At 73.9% G+C, this 26,065-nt stretch carries 23 protein-coding genes and 1 riboswitch; of the genes, 13 read left to right on the forward strand and 10 right to left on the reverse strand.

Annotated elements, in window-relative coordinates; translation table 11 throughout:
* Nucleotides 1-45: 45 nt before the first annotated feature.
* A complete protein-coding gene (gene rsmH / locus ACFIF2_RS17690; RefSeq protein WP_395573613.1) occupies nucleotides 46-1,002 on the reverse strand; it encodes a 16S rRNA (cytosine(1402)-N(4))-methyltransferase RsmH in 957 nt (318 codons plus the stop codon).
* Nucleotides 1,003-1,429: 427 nt separating this feature from the next.
* Here rsmH and ACFIF2_RS17695 point away from each other — a divergent pair, with 427 nt between their 5' ends.
* The 4 genes from ACFIF2_RS17695 (at nucleotide 1,430) to ACFIF2_RS17710 (ending at nucleotide 7,022) form a co-directional block, all read left to right on the forward strand.
* On the forward strand, nucleotides 1,430-1,975 hold the full coding sequence (locus ACFIF2_RS17695; protein WP_395573614.1) for a beta-class carbonic anhydrase: 546 nt from the start codon (nucleotides 1,430-1,432) through the stop codon (nucleotides 1,973-1,975).
* Between the two features lie 261 nt (nucleotides 1,976-2,236).
* Entirely contained in the window at nucleotides 2,237-3,274 is a 1,038-nt protein-coding gene (locus tag ACFIF2_RS17700; protein ID WP_395573615.1) for an AAA family ATPase, read from the forward strand.
* Nucleotides 3,274-4,644 (forward strand): DUF58 domain-containing protein, encoded by a 1,371-nt coding sequence (locus ACFIF2_RS17705; protein WP_395573616.1) that lies wholly within the window; start codon nucleotides 3,274-3,276, stop codon nucleotides 4,642-4,644. The genes ACFIF2_RS17700 and ACFIF2_RS17705 overlap by 1 nt, the downstream gene beginning before the upstream one ends.
* The gene (locus ACFIF2_RS17710; RefSeq protein ID WP_395573618.1) at nucleotides 4,641-7,022 is read left to right on the forward strand and encodes a transglutaminaseTgpA domain-containing protein; all 2,382 of its coding nucleotides are present in this window, start codon (nucleotides 4,641-4,643) and stop codon (nucleotides 7,020-7,022) included. Before ACFIF2_RS17705 ends, ACFIF2_RS17710 begins: the two co-directional genes overlap by 4 nt.
* A 222-nt stretch (nucleotides 7,023-7,244) precedes the next feature.
* Here the strand turns inward: ACFIF2_RS17710 and ACFIF2_RS17715 are convergent, their stop codons facing one another.
* From ACFIF2_RS17715 to ACFIF2_RS17725, 3 genes are all read right to left on the reverse strand, one after another.
* Nucleotides 7,245-7,646, reverse strand: a complete 402-nt coding sequence (locus ACFIF2_RS17715) for a spore wall synthesis complex protein (RefSeq protein ID WP_395573619.1) — start codon at nucleotides 7,644-7,646, stop codon at nucleotides 7,245-7,247.
* 280 nt (nucleotides 7,647-7,926) lie between these two features.
* Entirely contained in the window at nucleotides 7,927-8,754 is an 828-nt protein-coding gene (locus ACFIF2_RS17720) for a methyltransferase (protein ID WP_395573620.1), read from the reverse strand.
* 176 nt (nucleotides 8,755-8,930) lie between these two features.
* Nucleotides 8,931-9,605 (reverse strand): SAV_6107 family HEPN domain-containing protein, encoded by a 675-nt coding sequence (locus ACFIF2_RS17725; protein WP_395573621.1) that lies wholly within the window; start codon nucleotides 9,603-9,605, stop codon nucleotides 8,931-8,933.
* Nucleotides 9,606-9,804: 199 nt separating this feature from the next.
* On the opposite strand from ACFIF2_RS17725, the gene ACFIF2_RS17730 reads away from it, so the two are divergent.
* The 4 genes from ACFIF2_RS17730 (at nucleotide 9,805) to ACFIF2_RS17745 (ending at nucleotide 15,395) form a co-directional block, all read left to right on the forward strand.
* On the forward strand, nucleotides 9,805-10,638 hold the full coding sequence (locus ACFIF2_RS17730; protein WP_395573622.1) for an ATP-binding cassette domain-containing protein: 834 nt from the start codon (nucleotides 9,805-9,807) through the stop codon (nucleotides 10,636-10,638).
* Complete coding sequence (locus ACFIF2_RS17735; protein ID WP_395573623.1) at nucleotides 10,610-12,694, forward strand: YhgE/Pip family protein; 2,085 nt, start codon at nucleotides 10,610-10,612, stop codon at nucleotides 12,692-12,694. The genes ACFIF2_RS17730 and ACFIF2_RS17735 overlap by 29 nt, the downstream gene beginning before the upstream one ends.
* 46 nt (nucleotides 12,695-12,740) lie before the next feature.
* A complete protein-coding gene (locus ACFIF2_RS17740; protein ID WP_395573624.1) occupies nucleotides 12,741-13,370 on the forward strand; it encodes a TetR/AcrR family transcriptional regulator in 630 nt (209 codons plus the stop codon).
* Between the two features lie 504 nt (nucleotides 13,371-13,874).
* Complete coding sequence (locus ACFIF2_RS17745; protein WP_395573625.1) at nucleotides 13,875-15,395, forward strand: phytoene desaturase family protein; 1,521 nt, start codon at nucleotides 13,875-13,877, stop codon at nucleotides 15,393-15,395.
* Between the two features lie 42 nt (nucleotides 15,396-15,437).
* Here the strand turns inward: ACFIF2_RS17745 and ACFIF2_RS17750 are convergent, their stop codons facing one another.
* The 6 genes from ACFIF2_RS17750 to ACFIF2_RS17775 all read right to left on the reverse strand — a co-directional run bounded on the left by ACFIF2_RS17750 (nucleotide 15,438) and on the right by ACFIF2_RS17775 (nucleotide 20,546).
* Nucleotides 15,438-16,445: a hypothetical protein gene (locus tag ACFIF2_RS17750; protein WP_395573626.1), complete on the reverse strand. Its 1,008-nt coding sequence runs from the start codon at nucleotides 16,443-16,445 to the stop codon at nucleotides 15,438-15,440.
* A gap of 56 nt (nucleotides 16,446-16,501) precedes the next feature.
* Nucleotides 16,502-17,425: a methylenetetrahydrofolate reductase [NAD(P)H] gene (gene metF / locus ACFIF2_RS17755; RefSeq protein WP_395573627.1), complete on the reverse strand. Its 924-nt coding sequence runs from the start codon at nucleotides 17,423-17,425 to the stop codon at nucleotides 16,502-16,504.
* A gap of 122 nt (nucleotides 17,426-17,547) precedes the next feature.
* Nucleotides 17,548-18,222, reverse strand: coding sequence for a thiamine phosphate synthase (gene thiE, locus ACFIF2_RS17760; RefSeq protein ID WP_395573628.1), 675 nt, complete (start codon nucleotides 18,220-18,222; stop codon nucleotides 17,548-17,550).
* Between the two features lie 223 nt (nucleotides 18,223-18,445).
* A complete protein-coding gene (locus ACFIF2_RS17765; RefSeq protein ID WP_395573629.1) occupies nucleotides 18,446-18,811 on the reverse strand; it encodes an Rv2175c family DNA-binding protein in 366 nt (121 codons plus the stop codon).
* A 77-nt stretch (nucleotides 18,812-18,888) separates the two neighbouring features.
* Complete coding sequence (locus ACFIF2_RS17770) at nucleotides 18,889-20,106, reverse strand: NAD(P)/FAD-dependent oxidoreductase (RefSeq protein WP_395573916.1); 1,218 nt, start codon at nucleotides 20,104-20,106, stop codon at nucleotides 18,889-18,891.
* Between the two features lie 89 nt (nucleotides 20,107-20,195).
* Nucleotides 20,196-20,546 carry a hypothetical protein gene (locus ACFIF2_RS17775; RefSeq protein WP_395573630.1) on the reverse strand — a complete coding sequence of 117 codons (351 nt, stop codon included), beginning with the start codon at nucleotides 20,544-20,546 and terminating at the stop codon, nucleotides 20,196-20,198.
* Nucleotides 20,547-20,598: 52 nt separating this feature from the next.
* Nucleotides 20,599-20,710: riboswitch (TPP riboswitch) on the forward strand.
* Between ACFIF2_RS17775 and thiO the strand changes: the two genes are divergently transcribed.
* The 5 genes from thiO (at nucleotide 20,708) to ACFIF2_RS17800 (ending at nucleotide 26,048) form a co-directional block, all read left to right on the forward strand.
* The gene (gene thiO, locus ACFIF2_RS17780; RefSeq protein WP_395573631.1) at nucleotides 20,708-21,922 is read left to right on the forward strand and encodes a glycine oxidase ThiO; all 1,215 of its coding nucleotides are present in this window, start codon (nucleotides 20,708-20,710) and stop codon (nucleotides 21,920-21,922) included. It overlaps the preceding riboswitch by 3 nt.
* On the forward strand, nucleotides 21,919-22,119 hold the full coding sequence (gene thiS, locus ACFIF2_RS17785; RefSeq protein WP_395573633.1) for a sulfur carrier protein ThiS: 201 nt from the start codon (nucleotides 21,919-21,921) through the stop codon (nucleotides 22,117-22,119). Before thiO ends, thiS begins: the two co-directional genes overlap by 4 nt.
* Before the next feature lie 2 nt (nucleotides 22,120-22,121).
* On the forward strand, nucleotides 22,122-22,919 hold the full coding sequence (locus tag ACFIF2_RS17790; protein WP_395573634.1) for a thiazole synthase: 798 nt from the start codon (nucleotides 22,122-22,124) through the stop codon (nucleotides 22,917-22,919).
* Nucleotides 22,920-23,163: 244 nt separating this feature from the next.
* Complete coding sequence (gene pknB, locus ACFIF2_RS17795; protein ID WP_395573635.1) at nucleotides 23,164-25,110, forward strand: Stk1 family PASTA domain-containing Ser/Thr kinase; 1,947 nt, start codon at nucleotides 23,164-23,166, stop codon at nucleotides 25,108-25,110.
* A gap of 47 nt (nucleotides 25,111-25,157) precedes the next feature.
* The gene (locus ACFIF2_RS17800; protein ID WP_395573636.1) at nucleotides 25,158-26,048 is read left to right on the forward strand and encodes a deoxyribonuclease IV; all 891 of its coding nucleotides are present in this window, start codon (nucleotides 25,158-25,160) and stop codon (nucleotides 26,046-26,048) included.
* The last annotated feature ends 17 nt before the right edge of the window (nucleotides 26,049-26,065 follow it).

The following is a 26,065-nucleotide window of genomic DNA, read 5'->3' on the forward strand; positions in this document are numbered from 1 at the left end:
CTCGGCCCGGAACGGGCCGCCCGTGCCTGGCCTGCCTCACTCGGTTCACCCGACGGACTCCCTGATGCGCTGGGCTCCGCGCAGTCGCGCGGGTGCCGCCCGCCGGTTCTCGGCGATCTCCTCCTCGGTGGGAAGTTCGGCACCGCGCGTGAGCAGCTTGAGCCTGGGCGCGTAGCGTTCGGGGACGACCGGCAGCCCGGGGGGCGCGGTGTTGGCGGCGCCGGCCGCGAACACCTGCTTGACCAGCCGGTCCTCCAGGGAGTGGTACGACAGCACGGCGATCCGTCCGCCCACGGCGAGCGCCTCGACGGCGGCCGGAACGGCCCGTTCCAGGACGGACAGCTCGCCGTTGACCTCGATGCGCAGGGCCTGGAAGGTGCGCTTGGCCGGGTTGCCGCCGGTGCGCTTGGCGGCCTGCGGCAGCGCCGCGCGGATCAGCTCCACGAGGCGGGCGCTGTTGCTGAACGGCTCCTTCTCGCGCTCCCGGACGATCGCGGAGACGATCCGCTTGGCCTGCTTCTCCTCGCCGTACGCCCGCAGGATGCGGACGAGTTCGCCCGGCGGGTAGGTGTTGAGGACCTCGGCGGCGCTCATGCCGGTCGTCTGGTCCATGCGCATGTCGAGCGGGGCGTCCTGGGCGTAGGCGAAGCCGCGGTCGGCCTCGTCGAGCTGCATGGAGGAGACGCCGAGGTCGAAGAGGACGCCCTGGACGCGCGGCAGGCCGAGCCGGTCGAGGACGTCGGGCAACTCGTCGTAGACGGCGTGCACCAGGGTGGCGCGCTCGCCGTACGGCGCGAGCCGCTCGCCGGACAGGCGCAGGGCCTCCTTGTCCCGGTCGAGGGCGACGAGCCGGGCCTCGGGGAAGCGCTGGAGGAGCGCCTCGCTGTGCCCGCCGAGTCCCAGGGTGCAGTCGACGACCACGGCGCCCGGCTCCTCGAGGGCGGGCGCCAGCAGGTCCAGACACCGCTGGAGCATCACCGGGACGTGTCGACTCTGGCTCAACTGGGGCGGCCTCTCAGGTCCGGCACGGCGTGACGCACCGCCGGGTCCCCTCCCGCTCGCTCGTGAAGGGGAGTCCTGCCGGCGCCGGAAGCGTCGGCCGGCCGGGAGCGGGAGGAGGCCGAGCCGTACGTACGCGCCGCGCACGTGGGGAGATCTGGCGGGACTCGCCCAGGTCTCCGGGGGTTTCAGTCCAGCAGGGAGAGCCTCGCCTCCCGCTTCGCGTCACTTTAGTCCACCCTGTCGCCCGGTCAATCAACCGGCCTGCGCGTCGCGGGGGCGGGCGCGGACGAATCGCCACGGGGCGGTACTTCACCCGTTCGGAGGCGGCCGTGCGGGGTTGTGGAGTGGCTCACAACAAGCCGCGATGGCGTTCTTTGTCCCTCTTCCCAAGGGGACCGCAGCGGCGGTGACCAGTAACGTCATGGTTATGACGACTTCTGCATCAGTTCCCGCAGGCTCCGAGTCCACCCCCGCCGACGGCGGCACCGTCGACCGGCTCGTCGAGGCGAACGAGCGGTACGCCGCCGATTTCGCCGACGCCGAGCTGGCGGGCCGCCCCGCCCTCCGGACGGCCGTAGTGGCCTGCATGGACGCGCGGCTGGACGTGACAGCCGCACTGGGCCTGCGCAACGGTGACTGCCACGTGATCCGCAACGCGGGCGGTGCCGTCACCGACGACGTGATCCGCTCCCTCACCATCAGCCAGCGGGCGCTGGGCACCCGCAGCGTGGTCCTCGTCCACCACACGGCGTGCGGCATGGAGACCCTGACCGAGGACTTCCGGCACGAGCTGGAGCTGGAGGTCGGCCAGCGCCCCGTCTGGGCGGTGGAGTCCTTCCAGGACGTCGACCAGGACGTGCGGCAGTCGATCGAGCGGGTCCGGACCTCCCCCTTCCTGCCGCACACGGACGACGTACGCGGTTTCGTCTACGACGTGAAGACCGGCCGACTCCGCGAGGTCACCCCCGCCTGACCCGGTCGGCCGCCCCGCTGATTCCTGCCGTACAGACACCGCAAACGCCGTAAGGCCTGACATATCGCGGCCAGTTGTCCACAGGCGAGTGACACGAATCGGTAACGGCGGCAAGAATGCGGGGGAAGTGGTGGCGCGCGGAACTATTTCCACGCGGCATCCGTGATTCGGGGTGGGCCGGTCCGCGGTGCCGGGGACCGGCCCGGCAAGTTGGGGTACCCCCGCTTCCCAGGGAGCGCGGGGAAAGGCCGAGGAGGGCCGGTGACGACCTATGACGATCGAGCGAGCCTCACTGATCTGACCGCTGTGGTCGAGCGCGTGCGCGGTTCGGTGGAGGACGTGATCGAGGGCAAGCCCGAGGTCGTACGGCTCTCGCTGACCGTGCTGCTCGCCGAGGGACACCTGCTGATCGAGGACGTCCCGGGAGTCGGCAAGACCATGCTGGCCAAGGCGCTGGCGCGGTCCATCGACTGTTCCGTGCGCCGGATCCAGTTCACGCCGGACCTGCTGCCCTCGGACATCACCGGGGTGTCCATCTGGGACCAGCAGCGCCGGGACTTCGAGTTCAAGCCGGGCGCGATCTTCGCGCAGGTGGTGATCGGCGACGAGATCAACCGCGCCTCACCGAAGACGCAGTCCGCGCTGCTGGAGTCGATGGAGGAGCGCCAGGTCACCATCGACGGGCAGACCTACGAGCTGCCCAGCCCCTTCATGGTGGTGGCGACGCAGAACCCAGTCGAGATGGAGGGCACCTACCCGCTGCCGGAGGCGCAGCGCGACCGCTTCATGGCCCGGGTCTCCATCGGCTACCCGAGCCCGGAGGCCGAGCTGCAGATGCTCGACGTGCACGGCGGGGTGAACCCGCTGGACGACCTCCAGCCGGTGGCGCACGCGCACGAGATCCTCAAGCTGATCGAGGCGGTGCGCGGCGTCCACGTCGCCGAACCGGTCCGGCGGTACGCGGTGGACCTGGTCGCCGCCACCCGCGTCCACCCGGACCTGAGACTCGGCGCCTCGCCGCGCGCCACGCTGCATCTGCTGCGTGCGGCGAAGGCGTCCGCCGCCCTGAGCGGCCGGGAGTACGCGCTGCCGGACGACGTGCAGGCCCTCGCGGTCGCCGTCCTGGCCCACCGCCTGCTGCCCACCGCCCAGGCTCAGCTCAACCGCCGCACCGCCGAGCAGGTCGTCCAGGAGATCCTGCAGCGCACGCCGGTGCCCGCGGCGCCCCAGCAGCAGGCGGGCTTCGGCATGGGCCGCGGCGCGCCGGCGTACGGTCAGCAGCCGCCGCGGAGGCTGTGATGGACACCGGGGGGACGGACCGGTCACAGGACGACCGGGGCGAGGTCGGCGGCATCCGCACCGCCCTGACCGGTCTGACCACCCGCGGGCGCTCCTTCCTGGCCGCCGGCATCGCCGCCGCGGTCTGCGCGTACGTCCTCGGGCAGAGCGACCTGCTCCGGGTCGGGCTGCTGCTGAGCGTGCTGCCGCTGGTCTGCGCGGCCGTGCTCTACCGCACGCGCTACCGAGTGGCGGGCAGCCGGCGGCTCTCCCCCGGGCGCGTGCCCGCGGGCAGCGAGGCCCGGGTCCACCTGCGCGTCGACAACGTCTCGCGGCTGCCCACCGGTCTGCTGATGCTCCAGGACCGGGTGCCCTACGTGCTCGGGCCGCGCCCCCGCTTCGTCCTCGACCGGGTGGAGCCGGGGGGTCGCCGCGAGGTGTCCTACCGGGTCCGCTCCGACCTGCGCGGCCGCTTTCCGCTGGGCCCGCTCCAGCTGCGCCTGACCGACCCGTTCGGGCTGTGCGAGCTGACCCGGTCCTTCTCGGCGTACGACACGCTGACCGTGATCCCGCGCGTAGAGGCGCTGCCGCCGGTGCGGCTGAGCGGGGAGGCGAAGGGGTACGGCGAGGGACGGCAGCGGTCGCTGGCGCTGGCGGGCGACGACGACGTCATCCCGCGCGGATACCGCTACGGCGACGACCTGCGCCGCGTGCACTGGCGCTCCACGGCGCGGTACGGCGAGCTGATGGTGCGGCGCGAGGAGCAGCCGCAGCGCGCCCGCTGCACGGTGCTCCTGGACACCCGGGGCCTGGCCTTCGAGGGCGCGGGACCCGACTCGGCGTTCGAGTGGGCGGTGTCGGGCGCGGCGTCCGTGCTGGTGCACATGCTGGAGCGGGGTTTCTCGGTCCGGCTCCTCACCGACACCGGGGCCTCGGTGCCGGGCGAGGGCGCCGACGGCTTCGCCGGCGCGAGCCAGGGCACGGCCGACGCGGCCGGGCTCATGATGGACACCCTCGCGGTGATCGACCACTCCGACGGCACGGGCCTGTCCCGGGCCTACGACGTGCTGCGCGGCGGGAACGAGGGGCTGCTGGTGGCGTTCTTCGGCGACCTGGACGAGGAGCAGGCCACGGTGGCCGCCAAGATGCGGCAGCGCAGCGGCGGCGCCCTCGCCTTCGTCCTGGACAGCGGGGCCTGGTCGCGGGAACGGGAACCGGCGGCCGTGCCCGGTCCGTTGGAGGGGAACGAGGAACGGCTGCGGATGCTCCGCGAGGCGGGCTGGACCGCCGTGGGCGTCCCCCGGGGCTCCGCCCTGGAGGACCTGTGGCGCCTGGCGGACCGCGAGCGTACGGGCCTCACGACGGCCGGCGGCGGGGAGGGCGTGCGATGAGCGGGCGGGCGCGGCTGGCGCTGTGTGCCTGGGCGGCCACGTTGGCGGCGGCGTGCGCGCTGCTGCCCCTGGTCGACCCGGCCACCTGGATCCTGCAGGCCGCGTTCCTGCTGGCGGTCCAGTCCGGGGTGGGCGCGGCGGCGCGCCGGGTGCCGCTGGCGCGGCCCCTGACCATCGCCGCGCAGGCCCTGGTCACCCTGCTGCTCCTCACCCTGGTCTTCGCCCGGCAGCAGGCGCTCGGCGGGCTGCTCCCCGGCCCGCAGGCCTTCCAGCGCTTCGCCGACCTGCTGCGCCAGGGCGGCGACGACATCGCCCGGTACGCGATCCCGGCGCCGCTGGAGTCGGACGGCATCCGGCTGATGCTGGTCGGCGGCGTCCTGGTGATCGGTCTGCTGGTGGACACCCTCGCGGTGACCTTCCGCAGTGCCGCGCCCGCCGGGCTGCCGCTGCTCGCGCTGTACTCGGTGGCCGCGGGACTGTCCGAGGGCGGCACCGACTGGCTGTGGTTCCTGGTCGCGGCGGTCGGCTATCTGACGCTGCTGCTGGCCGAGGGACGCGACCGGCTCTCGCAGTGGGGCCGGGTCTTCGGCGGGGCGCCCCGCACCCCGGGCGGGGAGCCGGGCGGCGCGATCGCCCCGGTCCGCACCGGGCGGCGTATCGGCGCCTTCGCCCTGGGCGTCGCCCTGGTCGTGCCGCTCGCCCTGCCCGCGCTGGACGGCGGGCTGCTGGACAGCGCCAGGACGGGAGCCGGCTCGGGCACCGGGGGCGGCGGCACGATCTCCGCCGTGAACCCGCTGGTGTCCCTGCGCGACAGCCTCAACGTCGACGAGAACCGGCAGGTCCTCTCCGTCGACACCGACTCGAACGACCTGTCGAACCTGTACCTGCGCATCGTCTCCCTGGACGACTTCGACGGCACCACCTGGAAGCCGTCCAAGCGGCAGATCACCGCCGTGCCGGACGGCACCTTCCCCACACCGGCCGGTCTCGGCCCGGACGTCGACCGCGCGGAGACCCGGGCCACCATCTCGGCCGCGGACTGGTACGCCCAGGACTGGCTGCCGATGCCGTACCCGCCCAGCGGCGTGCGGGTCCCGGGCAACTGGCGCTACGAGCCCGTGGGCATGACACTCGTCGGCGACCACGGCCAGAACACGCGCGGCCTGACGTACGAGGTGCGGAGCCTGAACGTGCAGCCGACGGCCGACCAGCTCGCCGCGGCTCCGCAGCCGTCGGTGGCGGTGCGCCGGGAGTACACCGAGCTGCCGGACTCACTGCCCGACGTGGTCTCCCAGACCGCCCGGCAGGTCACCGCCGGCGCGGCGAACCCCTACGAGCAGGCGGTCAAGCTCCAGGAGTACTTCGCGATCAACGGCGGCTTCGAGTACGACACCCAGGTCAAGGTCGGCAGCGGCTCGCAGGCGATCGCCCGCTTCCTCCAAGACAAGCAGGGCTTCTGCGTCCACTTCTCCTTCGCCATGGCGGCGATGGCCCGCTCCCTGGACATCCCGGCCCGGGTCGCGGTCGGCTTCGCGCCGGGTTCCCCGCAGGCCGACGGTTCGGTGTCGGTGGGGCTGCGGGACGCCCACGCCTGGCCCGAGGTGTACTTCGAGGGCGTGGGCTGGACCCGCTTCGAGCCGACGCCGACCCGTGGTTCGACCCCGTCGTACACGCTGACCCAGACGCCGGGCAGCGCGGTGCCGGACCCGGCGCTGCCGTCGCGGAACACGCAGGCGGAGCCGTCGGCGGTGCCCTCCGCCGACGAGAGCTGCACCGCCGAGGACAAGAAGCTGGACGCCTGTGCCAGCGAGTCCGCGGCGGCCGCGCCGGTCACGGACGGCGGTGGACGGAAGTGGTACGTGGTGGCCGCGTGGGCCCTGGGCGGGCTCGCGGTGCTGCTGCTTCCGCTCGCGCCGATGCTGTGGCGGCTGCGCACCCGGTCGGTACGGCTGGGGGCGCACGGCCGTACGGAGGCGGACGCGGGCCCTCACACCCTCGCTGTCTGGCAGGAGCTGACGGACACGGCGTGGGACTTCGGGATCCTGCCGGAGGAGTCGCAGACGCCGCGCAGGGCGGCGGCCCGGATCGTCCGCCTCGGACGGCTGGATCCGGCGGCCGCGGCGGCGGTGCACCGGGTGGCGGACGCCGTGGAGCAGGTCCTCTACGCGCCCCGCCCACGGCTGACGGCCGGCCTCACGGAGGACGTCCACCGGGTCACCGCCGGTCTGCGGGCCACGGCCGGCCGCGGCACGAGGCTGCGCGCATCGCTCGCCCCGCGTTCGACCGTACGGGTGGCCTGGGCCGTCTCGGACCGGTGGACGGCCCTGAAACGGCGGGTGGCGGCGGCCCGGCCGACGCTGCGCAAGGCGTCGGGGTAACAGGGCTGAACGCCCTTCGGGAGGCGGCGGGACACCCTTCGGGAAATCGGGAGGCGGCGGGGCACCCTTCGGGGAAATGCGGGAGGCGGCGGAAACCTCTCGGGAAGGGGTGGTCGCCGCTTCCCGAGGGGCGGCTGAGCGCTCTGGGCATGCGTGAGGGGGTGACCACCCTTTCGGTGGTCACCCCCTCACGCGGATGTCCTGGTGAGGGCCGCCTGCCTGCTACTGGCCGCCCTGCTGCTCGTCGCGGCGCCGCTGCCAGCGCTCGTCGATGCGATCCATCATGGAGCGTTTCTGCCGTCCCTGACGGCGCGCCTGGGGCTCGGCACCGGCGACGGGCTGCTCGCCCGGCTTGGGGGCCTTGCGCCAGCCGGTCACCGCGAGGACCGCGCAGCCCAGCATGACGAGGAAGCCCACCACGCTGAGCCAGACCTGCTGGGCGACCATACCGGCCATGAGGAGCGCAATACCTACGAGGAAGCCCGCGACCGCCTGGTAGACCCGTCGCCGGGTGTACGTACGCAGCCCGCTTCCCTCGAGCGCTGTCGCGAACTTGGGATCTTCGGCGTACAGCGCTCGCTCCATCTGCTCGAGCATGCGCTGCTCGTGCTCCGAGAGCGGCACGGAGTCCTCCTCATCGTGCAGTCGCCGGGGCGACCCGGGGGGGTCCCTTCAGGATAGGCAGGGAATCGCCCCCGTGAAACCCGCCCCTCTACGCCAATTGGCCAACCGGACTCCGTCATGGCCGCGCCGGCTCGCTGAAAGTCCCATTCCCCAGCGGCCGACCCGTCATGCCGGGCGGTCTCCCTCGATCATACGGCGACCGGCCCCCGTTCGGGGGGCCTGTGGCGTACTCCATCTGCAGTCGCGGCCCTGATCAGCGCGTTACCCCACCGGGTGGCTCTCAGGCCTCCTGGGCCTCTCGCGTCTCACCGAGCACATGGAGCTGGGTCGCCACGGAGTGGAACGCCGCGAGTTCGGCCGCCGCGGCCTCCAGCTTCAGCAGCGCGTTCATGGCGCCGGGCTCGGTGTCCACCAGCACCCCGGGGACGAGGTCGGCGAAGACCCGCACGCCGTGCACTGAGCTGATCCGGAGCCCGGCTCCCTCGACCAGGCCGGTGAGCTGTTCGGCCGTGAACCGGCGCGGCACGGGGTCACCCGTGCCCCAGCGGCCGTTCGGGTCGTCGAGGGCCTGCCGGGCCTCCGTGAAGTGCCCGGCGAGGGCGCGGGCGAGCACGGCACCGCCGAGACCGGCGGCGAGCAGGCTGAGGACGCCCTCGGCACGCAGGGCGGCCACCGCGTTGCGGACACCCTCCGCGGGGTCGTCCACGTACTCCAGGACGCCGTGGCACAGCACCGCGTCGTAGGCGCCGCGCTCGACCACGTCGAAGAGGCCGTGGGCGTCTCCCTGGACGCCGCGCACGCGGTCGGCGACGTCGGCCTCGGCGGCCCGGCGCTCCAGGGCGAACAGGGCGTTGGGGCTCGGGTCGACGACGGTGACGCGGTGACCGAGGCGGGCCACGGGCACCGCGAAGTTGCCGCTGCCGCCGCCGGTGTCGAGGACGTCCAGCGCCTGGCGTCCCGTGGCCTTGACCCGGCGGTCCAGGGCGTCCTGGAGGACGTCCCAGACCACGGCGGTACGCAGGGCGGCTCGGGAACGCGAGGGCTCGGAGCGCGGCGCCGCCGGGTGCGGGCTGGGGTGGGAGACGGGCGGGCGCATCGGGTCCGACACGGCAGTTGACTCCTCGGCGCGGCACCGCCTCGGGCACGGGCGGAGCGAACGGGCTGCCGCCCCGGCCCGGGTGCGGGACGGGACAGGCTTCAGGCTCCTCCCACCCTATTGCCTCCGGCGGGCGGGCCGATCACCCCGTACCACCGCGCCGTCCGGAGGGCTTCCGGCGCCCGGAATCACCCCGCGTCCGGCAGGCGGCGGCCGGCACGGCCGGCTCCCGGGCGGTCGGAGCGGTCAGGCCGATCGGAGCGCTCAGGCCGTTCGGGGCGGTCGGGGCGGTCGGGATGTGGGTGACCGGAATCCGGGGCGCGGGTGTCCTGGCGGCCGGGGTCCTGGTCCGCGTCGGGGCGGGGCTGGGGCAGGACCGGCTGGAGCACCAGCATCCGCTCCACGAGGCGCAGGAACATCGCCACGTCGCGTATCAGGTCGTCGGCGTCCCGGCGGCTCGCCGCGCCCTGGATGCCCGCCTCCGCCCGTGCCCGGCGCCGGGCGCCGGCGGCGAACAACGCACTCCAGTCGGACAGCTCGGGCGCGATCTCGGGGAGCACCTCCCAGGCGCTGCGGATGCGGGCGCGGGCCCGCGCGGTGGTCTCGGGGCGGCCCCGCGCGGCGAGCACCGCGGCGGCGGTGCGCAGGGCGGCGAGGTGGGCCGTCGCGTAGCGCTCGTTCGGCGTTTCGAGGCCGGTGGCCTCCTCCAGGCCGGACCGGGCCTGGGCGAGCAGGTCCAGGGCGGCGGGCGGGGCCGTCGCCCGGCGGAGCACGGGGTGCACGTCGCTCGCCGGGCCGGTCAGTGAGGGTGCAGGGCCGGCTGCGCGGCGCCGCCGGGCGGCGGCTGCGGACGAGTGGGCCATGACGATCCTCCTGTCGTCTTCGTGACGGCACGCTCTGTCACGAGGTGCCGTATGTGCCCATCGTGAGGTATGCCACTGACAATCCGTTCTGACCTGGGCTTTTGCCTCGATCGTAGGTTCGGGTTAGCTTTTTGCACTGACCAGTCAGTTCAAAGGTTCCGGTCCCGCTCGGCCGGGGTGATCAGGGGGGTGAGGCGGCGTGGACGGTCCGCTCGGACTCGGGGTGACGGCCCGCGGCTTCGGACTCAGGGGGCCGCGGGGCTGGGCTTTCCGCGGTGTCGAGGTGGACGCGGAGCCCGGCGCGCTGATCGCGGTGGAGGGGCCGTCCGGGTCCGGCCGCACCTGTCTGCTGCTCGCCCTCACGGGACGGATGAGGCCCACGGAGGGGACGGCGACCGTCGGCGGGCTGCGGCTGCCCCGGCAGATGTCCGCCCTGCGCCGGGTCAGTGCGCTCGCGCACGTACCGGGCGTCACGGACCTCGATCCGGCGCTCACCGTCGCCGAGCACCTGAGGGAGCGGGCGCTGCTCCAGCGCCGTTTCGGCGACTCGGTGCGCGCGCTGCTGCTCCCGCGCGCGGAGCGGACGGCCAGGGCGCGGCGCGGCATCGACGCGGCGCTCGCCGCGGCCGGCCTCGACCCCGCGACGCTGCCCAAGGGTCCCCGTACCGCCGTACGGGACCTGGAGCGCACGGAGGCGCTGCGGCTGTCGATCGCGCTGGCGTCGATCGGCCGCCCCCGCCTGCTCGGTGTCGACGACACCGACCTGAAGCTGTCGGCCGCCGAGCGGGCCGAGGTCTGGGCCCTGCTGGCCTCGATCGCCGCGTCCGGCACCACGGTCGTGGCGGTGTGCAGCGAGGCCCCCGAGGGAGCGGTGACCGTCTCCACCCGGCCGGACGCGACGGACGACGGCGAGACGGGCGACGGCGAGACGGACGAGGACACGACAGACGAGGACACGACGGCCGACGGCGGGGCGGGCGACGACGAGACGGAGGAGGCCGACGATGCGTTCGCCGAGACTGGCCGCGCTTGAGCTCAGGCGCTTCGGGCGCGGACGGCTGCCGCGGGCCGCCCTGGTCGCGCTGCTGTTGCTGCCCCTGCTCTACGGCGCCCTGTACCTGTGGTCGTTCTGGGACCCGTACGGCCGTCTGGACCGCATTCCGGTGGCGCTGGTGAACGACGACCGGGGCGCCACGGCGGACGGCAGGAGGCTCACGGCGGGCGACGACATCACCGAGGGACTGCGCGAGAGCGAGGTCTTCGACTGGCACGAGGTCGACGCCGCCGAGGCCCGCGCCGGAGTCGAGGACGGCACCTACTACCTCTCCCTCACCATGCCCGCGGACCTCAGCCGCCGCATCGCCTCCAGCGCGGGCGACACGCCGGAGACCGGGGCGCTCCAGGTGCGGACGAACGACGCGAACAACTACATCGTCGGCCAGATCTCGCGGACGGTGTTCGGCGAGGTGCGCGAGGCCGCGTCCAGCAAGGCGTCGCGCTCGTTCCTGGACCGGATCTTCATCTCCTTCTCCGGCATCCACGGCGAGACCGTCGAGGCGGCGAAGGGAGCGGACCGGCTCAAGGGCGGCATCGGGAAGGCCGAGAAGGGCTCCAAGGATCTCGCCGACGGGCTCGAGGACGCCGAGGACGGCAGCGGTGACCTGTCCAAGGGCCTGAAGAAGCTCCACACCAAGGCGGGTGAGCTGGAGAAGGGCTCGAAGCGGGTCGCGGACGGGACGAAGAAGCTCGCCGACGAGGTCAACGGCGCCGCCGGCCGGGTGGGCCCCTTCCTGGAGGAGAACGAGAAGGCCATCGGCGACACGGCCCAGTTCGTCGCCGACTCCTCCGGGGCGGTCCGGAAGGACCTGGGCGCCCTGGTGGAGAAGGCCCCGGCCGCCGCGAAGGACGCCCGCGCCCAGTCCGAGGCGCTGGCCGGGGTGCACCGGGCACGCTGCGAGGACCCGGCGCTGCCGGACGCCGCCTGCCCCGACCTGGAGAAGGCCAGGGACGCCGCCCTCGCCGTGGCGTCCGTCGCCGACGACGTCAGCGGGCTGGTCACCGACCACAAGGAGGAGCTGAAGAAGCTCGACTCGAACCTGGCCGACCTCCAGAAGCAGGCCCAGTCCCTCGCCGACCGCGCGCCGAACCTCTCCGAGGACCTCGACGACGCCGTCGAGAAGGTCAACGAGCTGAACACCGGCGCCGGGAAGGTCGCCGACGGCGCGAAGAAGATCCACAAGGGCATCGGCACGGCCAAGACCGGTGCGAAGGAGCTGGACGAGGGCGTCGGCAAGCTGCGCACCGGTGCCGACGACCTGAACGGCGGCATCTTCAAGCTGGTCGACGGCTCCGAGAAGCTCGCCGGCGGGCTGCACGACGGCGCCGCGCGGATCCCCGACTACGACGAGCGGGAACGCGACCGGCGCACCGGGGTGATGGCCGACCCGGTCCGGCTGGCCTCCGAGTCGCTGCATCAGGCACCCAATTACGGCACCGGTTTCGCCCCGTACTTCATCCCGCTGTCCCTGTGGGTGGGCGCCATGGTGGCGTACATGGTGATCGCGCCGATGAACCGGCGCGCGCTCGCCGCGGGGGCGTCGGCCTGGCGGATCGCGCTGGCGGGCTGGCTGCCGGTGGTCGCGCTCGGGGTGCTGCAGACGTCGGCCCTGATGGCGGTGCTCCACTGGGCGGTGGGCCTGGAGATGGTGAGGGCGGCCGGGACGGTGGGCTTCCTGTTCCTGGTGGCGGCGTGCTTCGCGGCGATCGTGCAGTGGCTGAACGCCCGCTTCGGGGCGGCGGGCCGCATCCTGGTGCTCGCGCTGCTGATGCTGCAGCTGACCTCCGCGGGCGGCACGTACCCCGTGCAGACCAGTCCGGGCTTCTTCAACGCGCTGCACCCCTTCCTGCCGATGAGCCACGTCGTCGACGCCCTCAGGAGGCTCATCACGGGCGGCGGCCTGGAACCGGTGTGGCACGCGTGCGTGGTGCTCGCCGTGTTCACCGCGGCGGCGCTGGCGCTGACCGCCCTGTCGGCCCGCCGCCGGCAGGTGTGGACCCTCGACCGGCTGCACCCGGAGCTGACCCTGTGAACCCTGCGGTGACGCTCCCGGGCGGGGTGCTGTGACAATCGGGACCATGGAAAGCAGCAGCGCCACCTCGCAGGGCAGCAGCCGCCGCGAGGCCACCCGGCAGAAGCTCTACGAGGCGGCCGTCACCCTCATCGCCGAGCAGGGCTTCTCCGCCACCACCGTGGACGAGATCGCCGAACGCGCCGGGGTCGCGAAGGGCACGGTCTACTACAACTTCGCCAGCAAGTCCGTCCTCTTCGAGGAGCTGCTGCGGCACGGCGTCGGTCTGCTGACCGCGTCGCTGCGGGAGGCGGCCGAGCAGGCGGCGCGGGAGGGCCGCGGCCGGGTCGACGCCCTGGACGCGATGATCCGCGCGGGGCTCGTCTTCATCGACCGCTACCCGGCCTTCACCCAGCTGTACGTGGCCGAGCTGTGGCGCACCAACCGGGCCTGGCAGTCGACGCTGCTGGTGGTCCGGCAGGAGGCCGTCGCGGTGGTGGAGGACGTGCTGCGCGAGGGCGTGGCGAACGGTGAGTTCAGCGACGAGATCGACGTACCGCTGACCGCCGCCGCGCTGGTCGGCATGGTCCTGGTGGCCGCGCTGGACTGGAAGTCGTTCCAGGCGGAACGCTCGCTCGACGACGTGCACGCGGCCCTGTCGCGTCTGCTCCAGGGGCGCGTGAGCGGGCGCCCCTGAGGACGACGCCGCGCGTCGGCGGCCGGGAACGCGCGAAGGCGCCGGTCCGTGGTGGCCGCGTCCCCCGCGGGCCGCCGTCGGACCGGCGCCTTCTCCTGCTCCCCCGTACGTCCCCCCGTCGGAACCCCGTTTCCGGACGTTCCCCCGGGTTCCCCCGTGCCTCGCTCCCGCCGGCCGTGGCCGGCGGAAGGAGCGGATCGCGGGCCCGGCTCCGTTCCGGCACCCCGTGTCGCCGGTTCCGGAGCCGCGCCCCTCTCCGTGCCTCCACTCTCTCGTCCGCGCGCATCGGACCCCATCCGTGCGCGTACTCATCTGACGGGCTAGGTACGCGTACTCACTCCTGCGCACCCCGGCTCACGGCGGCGCGTCGGCGACCGGTCACCCGCGCGCCCGCCGGGCTACTCAGCCGCCACGCGCCACAGGCTGTTCCCGCAGGTGTACGCCCTCTCGGCCCGCTCGGCCCCCGCGACCGGATTGTCAGTGGCGGCGGATAAAGTCCCTGGCATGGCACGGATTGCGGTGATCGGCGCCGGGATGGGCGCGATGGCGGCCGCCGCCCGGCTGGCCGTCGCGGGCCACCGGGTGGCGGTGTACGAGCGGACGGCGACGTACGGAGGAGCCCTGGGCCGCTTCGAGCGGGACGGGTTCTCCTTCGACACCGGTCCCGGTCTGCTGCCGCTGCCCGCGGTCTGGCGGGACCTGTTCGTGAAGACCGGCAAGGAGCCGCTGGAGTCCTGTGTCGAGCTGGTCCAGGTCGACCCGTCGTCACGGCACGTGTTCGCCGACGGCACGGAGGTCTCGCTGCCGAACGCCTCCCGGGCCGGTGTCGTCGCCGCCCTGGACGCGGCGCTCGGGCCGGCCGCCGGTGAGCGGTGGGGCGACTTCCTGGTGCGCGCCCGGGAGACCTGGGACCGGACGCGCCGCCCCCTCCTGGAGGAGCCGCTGTGGCCCAACTGGGAGGTGCTGGCCGAGCGCGAGCCCTACCCGGCCGTTCCGCACAAGCGGCTGCTGCGCACCCGCCGGGCCGGCACGCTCGCCGAGGTCGGCGCCTGGGAGCTGCGGGACGCCCGGCTCGCCGCCCTCCTGGAGAGCCACGCCCTCGCGTACGGCCTGGATCCCCGCACCGCCCCGGCGAACACGGCCGTGCTGCCGTACATGGAGTACGCCTTCGGGATGTGGTATGTGCGCGGCGGCGGCCTGCGGGAGCTGGCGCGGGCGGTGTACGAGCGGTGTCTGGCCCGCCGGGTCGAGTTCCGCTTCGGCGCCGAGGTCACCGGGATCGTCGAGAAGGACGGCCGGGCGGCGGGCGTGGAGCTGGCCGACGGGTCCGTGCCGGAGGCGGAGTTCGTGGTGGCCGGGGTGGCTCCCGATGTGCTGGACCGCCTGTGCGGCGGGCCGGCGCCGCGGGGCGACGGCGAGGTGCCGGCGCGGCGCGGTGGTGCGAGCCGGCTGACGGTGCTGCTGGCGTTGCGGGGCGGCCGTCCGGCGGGGGCGGCGCACCGGACGGTGGTGCACGCGCAGGACCGGGACACGGAGTTGGAGTGCCTGTTCGGCACCACGCCCGGTATGGCCGCGCGGCCGACCGTCACCGTCATGCGGCCCGACGATCCGGGGCTGGTGCCGGACGCGGACCACGAGGCGGTCACGCTCACCGCCGTGGTGCCCGCCCGGGGCAGCGAGTCGGACGGGGCGGCGAGGGAAGTGTTCGCTCGCCACGCCGAGTCCCTGATCGGCGTCGCCGAGCGGGCGATACCGGATCTGCGGGAGCGTCTCCTGTGGCACGAGGTACGGACCCCGGCCGACGTGGCGGCGGCGACCGGGGTGGCGGACGGCGCGGTGCCGGTGCCGTCGCTGGCGGGAGCCGGCGGGCGCCTGCTGCACCCGTCCAACAGCACGCGCACCGCGGGGCTGTTCACGGTCGGCGGCTGGTCGCACCCGGGCGGGGGTCTCCCGCACGCGGGCATGTCGGGAGCGCTGGTCGCCGGACTCGTCGTGGAGGGGCCGGAGTTCCGCGGCTCGCAGTGAGCGGCCGGCGGCCGGTCGGCGGCCGGCCGACGTGAGGCGGCGTCAGAAGCGGTACTGCTCGTCGTAGCCCTGGCCCTGCGGCTGCCCGTGCGTCTGGCCCTCGCCCTGGTACGGGTACGGCTGTTCCGGCGGGAGTTCGCCGCCGTAGGGGTCGTCGGTGGTGCGCTGCTGCGGCACCCAGACGCCGCCGGCCGGGGTGTCGCCGCCGTAGCCGCCGGACGTGCCGGTGGCGTACGGGTCCTGCCCGTAGCCCTGCCGGCCGTACTGCTGCCCGCCCGACGTGTCGTAACCGCCGGTGTCGTACGGCGTCCCGCCGTAGGTGGGGGTGCCGATGTACGGGTCGGAGTAGGCGGCGTACTGCTGCTGGGCGCCCGTGTCGTAGCCGTAGCCCTGCTGGGCGTAGCCCGAGTAGTCGTAGGCGTAGGACTGGTCGGCGGCCTGCGCCGACCCGGCCGGTGCCGCCTGCTGGTCGCGGCCGTAGCCGGAGTCGGCGTACACACCGTAGGAGCCGGTGTCGTCCGGCATGGGCTGCGGCTCGTAGACGGCGGTGGTCTCCGCGGCCGGGGGGTCGACGGGGCGGGCCGGGGAGAAGACGTCGTCGCGGTCGTAGTCGTCGTGGCCGTAGTCGTCGCGGCCGTACGGGAGACCGCCCTGGCCTGCTCCGTGGACCGGACCGGGGTCGCCGTAGGCGTCGCGGTCGTCCGGACCGCCCTCGGCGGCCTCCAGGCCCGAGACCTCCAACGTCGGCTCCCGGCGGCCCCGTTCGGGACGGCCGCGCCTGCCGACGAGGCCCGCCGGGGCGTTGACCGCCCAGCCCGCCTCGAAGCCGCGGCGGAACGACAGGGTGACGTAGGTCTGGCCGACCGCGAAGGCGGCCGCGCCCAGCCCGATGACGAGCACGTTGGACATCAGCACACCGGCCACGACACCGGCGAAGCCGCCGAAGGCGAGCAGCCGCCAGCGCAGCCGTGCCTTGTACTGCAGCAGCACCTCACCGAGCAGCCACAGCGCGACGATGCCGAACGCGATGTAGAGGACCGTCCAGCCCATGTACGCCCCTCTCCCAGTGGCCGCTACGCAGTGTGTCGTAAGTATGTGCGGCCGGTCTAGGCCCGCGGTGGGTGGTGCAGGCCCAGGTTCTCGTAGATTTCCAGGGTCGCCGTGGAGTTGTTGAGCGTGATGAAGTGCAGTCCGGGCACACCCTCGGCCAGCAGCCGCGCGCAGAACTCCGTGGCGAAGTCGATGCCAATGGAGCGTACAGCCGCCGGATCGTCCTTCGCTGTGAGGATCCGCTCTTTCAGCTCGGCCGGGATCGAGGCGTTGCTGAGCTGGGGCAACCTCTCCAGCATCTTCACACTGGTCACCGGCATGACCTCGGGAATCACCGGGGTCTCGCAGCCGGCCGCGGTGACCCGGTCGCGCAGGCGCAGGTACGACTCGGGCTGGAAGAACATCTGCGTGATCGCGTAGTCCGCGCCGGCGCGGCACTTGTCGACGAAGCGCCGGACGTCCGCGTCCCAGTCGGCGGAGCGCGGGTGCATCTCGGGGAAGGCCGCGACGCCGACGCAGAAGTCGCCCGACTCCTTGATCAGCTCGACCAGCTCGGCCGCGTACGTCAGACCCTGCGGATGCGGGATCCAGTCGGCCATGGGGTCGCCGGGCGGGTCGCCGCGCACGGCCAGCATGTTGCGGATCCCGGCGTCGGCGTACTGGCCGATGATGTTGCGCAGCTCGGCGATGGAGTGGTCGACCGCGGTGAGGTGGGCGACCGGGGTCAGCGTCGTGTCGGCGACGATCTGCTGGGTCTCGCGGACCGTGCCCGCGCGCGTGGAACCGCCGGCGCCGTAGGTCACGGAGACGAAGTCCGGGGCGACCGCCTCCACCCGCCGCAGGGCGCTCCACAGGTTCTTCTCGCCCTTGGGCGTCTTCGGCGCCGAGAACTCGAACGAGTACGTCGTCTTGCCGGTGGCCAGGATGTCGCGCACGGTGCGTGCGCGATCAGACCTGGTGGATGCGGTTCCGAGGGCCATACGGGCAGGTTAGCCAGGGGGCGGCGGCCACCCAACCGGATGCGGGTTATTTGTCCGTATTGTCGATTTGTTGTCCACGCCTTGGACACATGCCTCCGGCACCGGCGCCCCCGCGTGGCCGCCTACGCCTGGCGCAGGCGCTTCGCGAACTCGGCCGCCGCCGCGCCGGGGTCGTCGGCCGCGGTGATCGCCCGGACGACGACGACGCGCCGGGCGCCGGCCTCCAGCACCTGGTCGAGGTTGCCGAGGTCGATGCCGCCGATGGCGAACCAGGGGCGGTCGGTGCCGAGGGAGGCCGTGTGACGGACCAGGTCGAGGCCGGGGGCGTGACGGCCGGGCTTGGTGGGGGTGGGCCAGCACGGGCCGGTGCAGAAGTAGTCGACGCCGTCCTGGGCGGCGGCAGCGGCGGCCTCCGCCTCGGCGTGCGTGGATCGGCCGACGAGGACGTCGTCGCCGAGGATCGCGCGGGCGGCCGGTACCGGGAGGTCGCCCTGCCCGAGGTGCAGCACGTCGGCGCGGGCGGCGTGGGCGACGTCGGCCCGGTCGTTGACCGCGAGGAGCTTGCCGTGGCGGGCGCAGGCGTCGGCGAAGACCTCGAGGTGCTCCAGTTCCTCGGCGGCCTCCATGCCCTTGTCGCGCAGCTGCACGATGTCGACGCCGCCGGCCAGCACCGCGTCCAGGAACTCGGGCAGGTCCCCCTGGGCGCGGCGGGCGTCCGTGCACAGGTAGAGCAGGGCGTCGGAGAGCCGGGCGCGGGCGTGGGTGGCGGCGACGGTGTCGGTGTCGGTGTCGGACATGCGGGTGACCCCCTGATCGGTGGCGCGGGCCCACGACGGACCACACGGCCTTGGCTTACGGGCGGAGGCAGGATGCCATGTGAAGCTCACGCCACACCCGCCCGCCCGCCCGGCAGGAGATCTCAGGCCGAACCTGCCCGCCCGGGCGGGCGGATCCGAGCCCGGACCCGTCCGAGCGGGCGGATCTCAGGCCCGCCCCGCCCGCCCGGCGGTGGGGTTCAGGTCAGACGGCGAGCGCCTGGGCGCGGCGCTTCACCTCCGTGCCGCGGTTCTCGCTCAGCGCCTGCGCGGGGGTGCCGGGCAGGGAGGGGTCGGGCGTGAAGAGCCACTCCAGCATCTCCTCGGGGGAGAAGCCGTCGTCCCGCAGCAGCGTCAGGGTCCCGACCAGGCCCTTGACGACCTTGTCCTCGTCGATGAAGGCCGCCGGGATGTGCAGCGCCCGGTTCTCGCCGCGGCGTACGGCGATGAGCTGGCCTTCCTTGATCAGCTGGCGCACGCGGGTCACTTCGACACCCAGCATCTCGGCGATGTCGGGGACGGTGAGCCAGGCAGGCACGAGAGCATCGATCTTTGCGTCAATCTCGGTCACGTCTCAAGCCTGCCATCTGCCACTGACAGTCGGAAGCCGGACCCGTCCGAGCCGGGCCGCCGCACCCGGCGGACGGGCTACGCGGTCGACGCCTTGAGCGGCCGCGCCGGGTCGGCCAGCAGCCGGGGATCCATCGTCGCGCCCGCCTGGATCAGCCGCTTGCCCTGCGCCAGGTCCCGGGGGCGGCCCACCGCCAGCAGGGCGGCCAGGCGGCCCTCCCGCAGCCAGCAGACCGTCCAGGCGGGCCCCGAGGGCTCGCCCCGCCACAGGAGGGTGTCCGCGGCCGTGTGGTGACCGGCGTACTGGACGAAGCGGCCGAACTGCTCGGACCAGAAGTACGGCACCGGGTCGTAGGCGGCCGGGACCTCGCCGACGGCGGCGCCGACGATGCCGGCGGCGACCGTGCGCGGGCCCTGGAGGGCGTTGTCCCAGTGGTGCACCAGGAGCCGCTCCCCGTAGCGCCCCGAGGGGAAGGACGCGCAGTCGCCGACCGCGTGGACGTCCGGCGCGGAGGTGCGCAGGCGGTCGTCGGCCAGGATGTCGCCGTGCGGGCCCAGGGCGATGCCGGAGCCGTCGAGCCAGGCGGTGGCGGGCCGGGCGCCGATGCCGACGACGACCGCGCCGGCGGGCAGCCGCGAGCCGTCGTCGAGGACGACGACGTGACCGGCCTCCCCCGGACCGCCGGATTCGACGCGCTCCACGCGCGCGTGCGTGCGCAGGCCGACGCCGGCGTCGGCGTACCAGGCGGTCATCGGCGCGGCGACCTCGGCGGGCAGCGCGCCCGCGAGCGGATGCCCCGCGGCCTCCACGACGGTCACCGCGCAGCCCGCCTCGCGCGCGGCGGTGGCGAACTCGGCGCCGATCCAGCCGGCGCCGACGACCACGATGTCGTGCTGCCGGGCGAGCACCGGGCGCAGCCGCTCGGCGTCGTCCAGGGTGCGCAGCAGGTGCACGCCGGGCACGCCCTCCGTGCCGGGGAGCCGGAACGGTTCCGCACCCGTCGCGAGGACGAGGACGTCGTACGGCACGGGCCCCGCGGACGTGTCGAGGACGTGCGCGCCGGGCCGGACGCCCAGGGCCTCGCAGCCGAGCCGCAGGGTGATGCCGAGGGCCTCGAAGTCGACGTCGAAGGCGGATCCCTCGGCGGTGCCGAGCAGGACGGCCTTGGACAACGGGGGACGGTCGTACGGCTGGTGCGGCTCGGCGCCGATCAGGGTCACGGTGCCCGTGAAACCCTGCTCCCGCAGGGCGACGGCGGTCTGCACCCCGGCCATGCCCGCGCCCACGACGACCACGCGGCGCTCCGCGTCCGCTCCCCGTTCCCGGGGCTGCTCCTGCGTCTGATCACTCACCCGATCACCTTAGACACCTGACGTACCGTCATTCAGCGCCCCTGCGCGGTGACCTGCTCCACCACGCTCGTCCCGCTGCCCCGCTGGGACTCCCACTCCCAGGTCTCGTCCAGGCGCACCCGCCCGTCCGGCAGTTCGGCGACGGTCGACACGCAGTGCCCCGAGGACGTGCTGCCGTCGGTCTTGAGCTGCACGTAGCGGAAGTCGAGCCGGTCGCCCTCCCGGGTGCCCACCAGGCGGCCCCGGACGACGTCGCCGCCCTCGTACTCGGCCCATACCGCGCCGTCCTGCTCGTGGTAGGTGAACCGGGTCCGCGTGCCCACCTGGCCGGGCGCCTGGTCGGCGACGGGGGCGAGGACGAGACCGTCGAGTGAACGCGCCATGGGCCAGGGCTCCCTTACTGAGACTTACCGCGTCGGGCTAGGCTGGCCAACGTAAAGCACTCGCGGGAGCCCGGACGCACCGGGCTGAGAGGGAGGCTGGCGGCCTCCGACCGTACGAACCTGATCCGGGTCATGCCGGCGAAGGGAGGGGCTGGACGCCCATGTCGTCTCCACCGCACCTGTCGTCTCCGCCGCACACGTCGTCACGGACACCTGACGTCCTCGTGGTCGGGGGCGGGATCATCGGCCTGGTCACGGCGTGGCGGGCCGCGCAGCGCGGGCTCGGCACGGCCCTCGTGGACCCCGAACCGGGCGGCGGGGCCGCCTCGGTGGCCGCCGGGATGCTGGCCGCCGTCACGGAGCTCCACTACGGCGAGCAGACGCTGCTCGCGCTGAACCTGGCCTCGGCGCGCCGCTACCCGCGGTTCGCGGCCGAGCTGGCCGACGCCACGGGCCACGACCTCGGGTACCGGCGGTGCGGCACCCTCGCCGTGGCGCTGGACGCCGACGACCGGGCCCACCTGCGGGAACTGCACGCGCTCCAGCAGCGTTCGGGCCTGGAGTCCGAGTGGCTGAGCGGGCGCGAGTGCCGGCGCCTGGAGCCGATGCTCGCGCCGGGCGTGCGCGGCGGGCTGCGGGTGGACGGCGACCACCAGATCGACCCCCGGCGGCTGGCCGGGGCGCTCGTGGCCGCCTGCGAAGGCGCGGGGGTGGTCTTCCACCGGGAGTGGGCCGAGCGGCTCACCGTCGGGCGCGGCGGGCGGGCCACCGGTGTGGTCACCGCCGACGGCACGGTCCTGGAGGCCGGGCAGGTGGTGCTGGCCGGCGGGTGTCTCAGCGGGCGGCTCAAGGGCGTACCGGACGACGTGCTGCCGCCGGTGCGGCCCGTGAAGGGGCAGGTGCTGCGGCTGGCGATGCCGCGGACGCACGGCCCGCTGCTGAACCGGACGGTGCGTGCCGTGGTGCGCGGCAACCCGCTCTACCTGGTGCCCCGGGAGAGCGGCGAGCTGGTCGTCGGCGCCACCAGCGAGGAGCTGGGCTGGGACACGACGGTCACCGCGGGCGGCGTCTACGAGCTGCTGCGCGACGCCCACGACCTGGTGCCCGGCATCACGGAGCTGCCCCTGACGGAGACCCGGGCGGGCCTGCGCCCCGGCTCCCCGGACAACGCCCCGCTGCTCGGCCCGACCGGTCTCGACGGCCTGCTGCTGGCCACCGGCCACTACCGCAACGGCGTCCTGCTCACCCCGGTCACCGGCGACGTCATGGCGGACGTCCTGACCACCGGGGAGCTTCCGGCCGAGGCCCGCCCCTTCACCCCCCGGCGCTTCGGCGCCGACCCCGCACTCCCGCGACTCTCGGAGCAGCCCGCATGAACATCTCCGTCAACGGCGAGCCGCGCGAGGTGGCTCCCGGTACGGCCCTGGACACCCTGGTGGGCACGCTCACCCCGGCCTCGTCCGGAGTGGCCGCCGCTCTGAACGAGACCGTCGTCCCGCGCGCGCGGTGGTCGGCCACCGCGCTGGCCGACGGCGACCGCGTCGAAGTCCTCACCGCCGTCCAAGGAGGCTGACCATGGCCGACGATCCCTTCGTCCTCGGCGGTACGTCGTACGCGTCCCGGCTGATCATGGGTACGGGCGGGGCGCCCAGCCTCGACGTGCTGGAGCGCGCGCTGGTGGCCTCCGGTACCGAGCTGACGACGGTCGCGATGCGGCGCGTGAACGCCTCGGTGCACGGGTCCGTGCTGTCGGTGCTGGACAAGCTCGGCATCCGGGTGCTGCCGAACACGGCCGGCTGCTTCACCGCCGGGGAGGCGGTCCTCACCGCCCGCCTCGCGCGCGAGGCACTCGGCACGGACCTGGTGAAGCTGGAGGTCATCGCCGACGAGCGCACCCTGCTGCCGGACCCGATCGAGCTGCTGGACGCGGCCGAGACGCTGGTCGACGACGGGTTCACGGTGCTGCCGTACACGAACGACGACCCGGTCCTCGCGCGGAAGCTGGAGGACGTCGGGTGCGCCGCGATCATGCCGCTCGGGTCGCCGATCGGGTCGGGGCTGGGCATTCGCAACCCGCACAACTTCGAGCTGATCGTGGAGCACGCGCGCGTGCCGGTGATCCTGGACGCGGGGGCCGGTACGGCGTCGGACGTGGCGCTGGCGATGGAGCTGGGCTGTGCGGGGGTGATGCTCGCGTCGGCGGTGACGCGGGCGCAGGAGCCGGTGCTGATGGCCGGCGCGATGCGCTCCGCGGTGAAGGCGGGACGGCTGGCCCGGCTGGCGGGGCGGATTCCGCGGCGGCGGTTCGCCGAGGCGTCGTCTCCCGCGGAGGGCTTGGCGGTACTCGACCCGGAGCGGCCCGCTTTTGGGTAGCCCCGCGCTGTCCTGCCGTCTCGGTCTCCCACCCGCGCACCACCCGTTTCCAGTCGGCCAAGAGGTGGACCTCGCCCGTGGGGGCCGATCACCATCGGCGGCCGACCGCTCGTGCGCGGGTGGGCCGCGTGCGTCGGCGGGCGGGGGGCGGCGGGCGTGGGAAGCGTCACAGGTGCGCTGCGGTACCGTCCCGGTTTCCGGCGACGATGTGAGGGGTGTCCGTGGTGGCTCGTAGACTCGCTGCGTGGACACGACCCTTCAGGACCCTCTCGTCGGGCAGGTGCTCGACGGCCGGTACCGCGTCGAGGCGCGGATCGCGGTCGGCGGGATGGCCACGGTCTACCGGGCCGTGGACACCCGCCTGGACCGCGTGCTCGCGCTGAAGGTGATGCACCCGGCGCTCGCGACGGACGCCGCCTTCGTGGAGCGGTTCATCCGCGAGGCGAAGTCGGTTGCCCGGCTCGACCACCCCAACGTCGTGCAGGTCTTCGACCAGGGGGCCGAGGGGGCGTACGTCTACCTGGCGATGGAGTACATCGCCGGATGCACCCTGCGCGACGTGCTGCGCGAGCGCGGGGCGCTCCAGCCGCGGGCCGCGCTGGACATCCTGGAGCCGGTCCTGGCCGCGCTCGGCGCCGCGCACCGGGCCGGGTTCGTGCACCGGGACATGAAGCCGGAGAACGTCCTGATAGGGGACGACGGCCGGGTCAAGGTCGCCGACTTCGGGCTGGTCCGGTCCGTGGACACGGTCACCAGCACCACCGGCGCCGTCCTGGGCACCGTCTCCTACCTGGCGCCCGAGCAGATCGAGCAGGGGGCGGCCGACCCCCGGGTCGACGTGTACGCGTCCGGCGTCGTGCTCTACGAGATGCTGACCGGCGGCAAGCCCCACGAGGGGGACTCCGCCGCCCAGGTGCTCTACAAGCACCTCCACGAGGACGTGCCGCCGCCGTCGGCCGCCGTGCCGGAGATGGCGTACGAGCTGGACGAGCTGGTGGCGTCGGCGACCGCCCGCAACCCGGAGATCCGGCCGCACGACGCCGTGGCGCTGCTCGGGCAGGTCCGCCGGGCGCGCGGGACGCTGAGCGAGGCACAGCTCGACGCGGTGCCCCCGCAGGCGCTGGCCTCGGAGCACGACAACGCCGAGGACCGCACCAGCGTGATCCCCCGCGCGCTGACCGTGCCCCGCCCGCTGCCCGTCAACGAGGACGAGGACGCGGGCGCCGCGTTCCCCTCCGACGGGATCCAGCGCACCAGCCGCCTGACCGCTCCCCCGCCGGCCCCGCCCGGCCGCCGCCGGCCGGAGCTGCGGCGCGGCCCGATGGCGGTCGTCGTGGCCGTCCTGCTGGTGCTCGGCCTCGGCGCGGGCGTCTGGTACATCAACTCCGGGCAGTTCACCAAGGTGCCCGCGCTGCTGTCCAAGACCGAGGCACAGGCCCGGGACCGGCTGGACGACGCGGGACTGGACGTCGGCGACGTCGAGCACGCCTACAGCGACACCGTGGAGCGCGGCAGGATCATCAGCACCGACCCCGGCGTGGGCGCCCGCATCCGCAAGAACGACTCGGTGTCCTTCACGGTCTCCGACGGCCCGGACACCGTGAAGCTGCCGGACGTCCAGGGCTACAAGCTGGACCGGGCCCGCACCCTGATCAAGGACGAGGGACTGGAGCCGGGCATGGTGACCCGGGCGTTCAGCGAGGAGGTGCCCAAGGGCTTCGTGATCTCCACGAAGCCGAGGACGGGCACCACGGTGCGCGCGGGCTCGGCGGTCGCCCTGGTCGTCAGCAAGGGCAGCCCGATCGACGTCCCGGACGTCACCGGCGACGACCTGGCCGACGCGCGGGCCGAGCTGACCGAGGCCGGCCTGAAGGTGAAGGTCGCCGACGAGCAGGTGAACTCCGAGTACGACAAGGGCCAGGTCGCCCGTCAGACGCCGGACCCGGGCGGCCGGGCCGCCGAGGGCGACACGGTGACGCTCACGGTGTCCAAGGGCCCCGAGATGATCGAGGTCCCGGACGTGGTCGGCGACAGCGTGGACGACGCCAAGCGGAAGCTGACGGACGCCGGCTTCGAGGTGGACGAGGACCGTGGTCTGCTCGGACTGTTCGGCGACACCGTGAAGGACCAGTCCGTGGACGGCGGCGACACGGCCCCCAAGGGCTCCACCATCAAGATCACCATCAGGTGACGGCTCTCACGGTCCGGAGCGGCGACCAGGCGTGACACCCTGAATGGGTGAACAGTCAACAGTCCGCCCTCTCCCCCGCGCCCGTCCGCAACCCCGTCGGCGCTCACGTCCCCGTGGCCGGCGGCCTGCACTCCGTGGGTCTGCCCTACGCCCGCGACCTGAAGGCGGAGGCCGTGCAGGTCTTCGTCGCCAACCCGCGCGGCTGGGCCACGCCGGCCGGCAGCCCCCGGCAGGACGAGGCGTTCCGGGAGGCGTGCGCGGCCGAGTCGGTCCCGGCCTACGTGCACGCCCCGTACCTGATCAACTTCGGTTCGCACACCGAGGCGACGGTGGAGCGGTCGGTTCAGTCGCTGCGGCACTCGCTGCGGCGCGGGCGGGCGATCGGGGCGCTCGGCGTGGTCGTGCACACGGGCAGCGCGACCGGCGGCCGGGACCGGTCGGTGGCGCTGAAGCAGGTGCGCGAGCACCTGCTGCCGCTGCTGGAGGAGCTGACCCACGACGACGACCCGTACCTGCTGCTGGAGTCGACCGCCGGCCAGGGCGCCTCCCTGTGCTCACGGACCTGGGACTTCGGGCCGTACTTCGAGGCGCTCGACGCCCACCCGAAGCTGGGCGTGTGCCTGGACACCTGCCACATCTTCGCGGCGGGCCACGACCTGACCGGCCCGTCGGGCATGCACCAGACCCTGGACCTGCTGGTGGACACCGTCGGCGAGGGCCGGCTGAAGCTCATCCACGCCAACGACTCCAAGGACGTGGCCGGCGCCCACAAGGACCGGCACGAGAACATCGGCGCCGGTCACATCGGCGAGGACCCGTTCCGCGCGCTGATGACCCACCCCGCGACCGAGGGCGTGCCGCTGGTCATCGAGACGCCGGGCGGCAAGGAGGGGCACGCCGCGGACGTGGAGCGGCTGAAGAAGCTGCGCGACGGCTGACGTCCGCGCGACCGGCC

Origin of the sequence: Streptomyces sp. BK79 (assembly GCF_044142145.1) — a bacterium.
In the GTDB taxonomy this organism is placed as follows: Bacteria; Actinomycetota; Actinomycetes; order Streptomycetales; family Streptomycetaceae; genus Streptomyces.